The sequence below is a fragment of the Pseudomonas sp. P7759 genome (genome assembly GCF_013386445.1).
Lineage (GTDB): Bacteria > Pseudomonadota > Gammaproteobacteria > Pseudomonadales > Pseudomonadaceae > Aquipseudomonas > Aquipseudomonas azotoformans_A.
Genome location: NZ_JACART010000055.1, coordinates 1 through 2020, shown reverse-complemented (window position 1 = coordinate 2020; position 2020 = coordinate 1). Strand labels below are relative to the sequence as shown.

The 2020-nt window shown below is 61.6% G+C and carries 2 protein-coding genes; both read left to right on the top strand.

The window, feature by feature from the left end; translation table 11 throughout:
* The first annotated feature begins 257 nt into the window (after positions 1-257).
* The gene (locus HX823_RS28300) at positions 258-869 is read left to right on the top strand and encodes a cysteine dioxygenase (RefSeq protein WP_033897171.1); all 612 of its coding nucleotides are present in this window, start codon (positions 258-260) and stop codon (positions 867-869) included.
* On the top strand, positions 866-2020 hold a 1155-nt coding region (locus HX823_RS28295; protein ID WP_177077883.1), incomplete at its 3' end, for a rhodanese-like domain-containing protein. The genes HX823_RS28300 and HX823_RS28295, both read left to right, overlap by 4 nt.

The window sequence follows — 2020 nt, the reverse complement described above, 5'->3', positions numbered from 1 at the left end:
GCAACGAATCACTTCGACAAAGGCATCGATATCGTCAATTTTCATTTGGGCCGCACATAGAGAACAGTCATTAAGATGTGTGCGAAGCATAGTTGCAGGAACGCTGCCTGGATAGCCCACGCTGTGATCGATAACGTCTAACGCTATTCAGACCGGTTCTAAATTACCTTCAGCTATAAGCTAATCATTAAAAAATAGCATATTAACTATAAACATTATGCTTAGATAATCCCATCACCACCGACCATGGAATTGTCATGACCCAGGCCAAGCACCCCGAAAGACTCAGAGCCTTCATCGGCGCCCTGGCGGAATTGATCGACGGCAATCCACGCGAAGGCGACCTGTTGCACCGTGGCGGCAAGCTACTGGCGCAACTGGTCAGCCATGACGACTGGCTGCCCGATGCGTTCGCCCAGCCCGATCCCGAGCGCTATCAGCAATTTCTGCTGCATGCCGACTCGCGTCAGCGCTTCAGCATCGTCAGTTTCGTGTGGGGGCCGGGGCAAAGCACGCCGATCCATGACCACCGGGTGTGGGGCCTGATCGGCATGCTGCGCGGTGCGGAATTTTCCCAAGGCTTCGAGCGCGCGCCGGATGGCCGCCTGGTGGCTGAAGGCAAACCGATCCAGTTGGTGCCGGGCCAGGTTGAAGCCGTGTCGCCCAAGGTCGGCGACATCCATCAGGTGAGCAATGCCCACAGCGACCAGGTGTCCATCAGCATCCATGTGTACGGCGCCAACATCGGTGCGGTGCGCCGGGCGGTGTACCAACCCGACGGCAGCGAGAAACTGTTTATCTCCGGTTATTCCAACGCCTTCCTCCCGAATATCTGGGATTTGTCCAAAGAAAAGAGCCCTGCCCTATGACGACTGTATCCACCCGCAGCTTTGCCCAGCTTCGCCAGGCCCTGTTGGACCATCAAGAAGTGGCCCTGATCGACGTGCGCGAAGAGGCGCCGTTTGCCGAATCCCACCCGCTGTTCGCCGCGAACATACCGCTGTCCAAACTGGAGCTGGAGGTGTATTCGCGCATTCCACGGCGTGATACGCAGGTCACCGTCTACGACAACGGCGAAGGCCTGGCGGCCCGTGCTGCCGAGCGCCTGGTCGCCTTGGGCTACACCCAGGTCAGCCTGCTTGAAGGCGGGCTGGACGGTTGGCGCAAGGCCGGTGGCGAGCTGTTCATCGACGTGAACGTGCCGAGCAAGGCGTTTGGTGAACTGGTAGAAAGCGAGCGGCACACACCGTCACTGGCCGCCGAAGAAGTACAGGCCCTGCTCGACAGCCAGGCCGATGTGGTGGTGCTCGATGCGCGGCGTTTCGACGAATACCAGACCATGAGCATTCCCACCGGCATCAGCGTGCCCGGTGCCGAGCTGGTGTTGCGCGCCCGCGAGCTGGCGCCGGACCCGGCCACGCGCATTATCGTCAACTGCGCCGGACGCACCCGCAGCATTATCGGCACCCAGTCGCTGATCAATGCCGGCGTGGCCAACCCGGTGTCAGCGCTGCGCAACGGCACCATCGGCTGGACCCTGGCCGGGCAAAAACTCGCCCATGGCCAGTCACGCCGCTTTGCGCCGACCTCGGAAGAACATCGCCAGGTCGCCGCCGCCGATGCGCGCCGCGTTGCCGATAAAGCCCGCGTGGGTCGTGCGACCCTGGCCGATCTGCACACCTGGCAGCAGGAAGCAACGCGTACTACTTACCTGTTCGACGTACGCACGCCGGAAGAATTTGAAGCCGGTCATCTGCCAGGCGCGCGCTCCACGCCCGGCGGCCAGTTGGTGCAGGAAACCGACCACGTCGCCAGTGTACGTGGCGCGCGCCTGGTACTCGCGGATGACGACGGTGTGCGCGCCAACATGTCCGCCTCCTGGCTGGCGCAACTGGGTTGGGAAGTGTACGTACTGGATAACCTGCAACCGGCGCACTTCAGCGACAAAGGCGCCTGGGTCGCGCCGGTTCCGGCACCCGCGCAAGCCGAACTGATCAGCCCGCACACCCTCAGCGACTGG

What these genes read in the sequence shown, in the direction of transcription:
- HX823_RS28300 (WP_033897171.1), top strand. Translation starts at nt 258, where the DNA reads ATGACCCAGGCCAAGCACCCCGAAAGACTCAGAGCCTTCATCGGCGCC.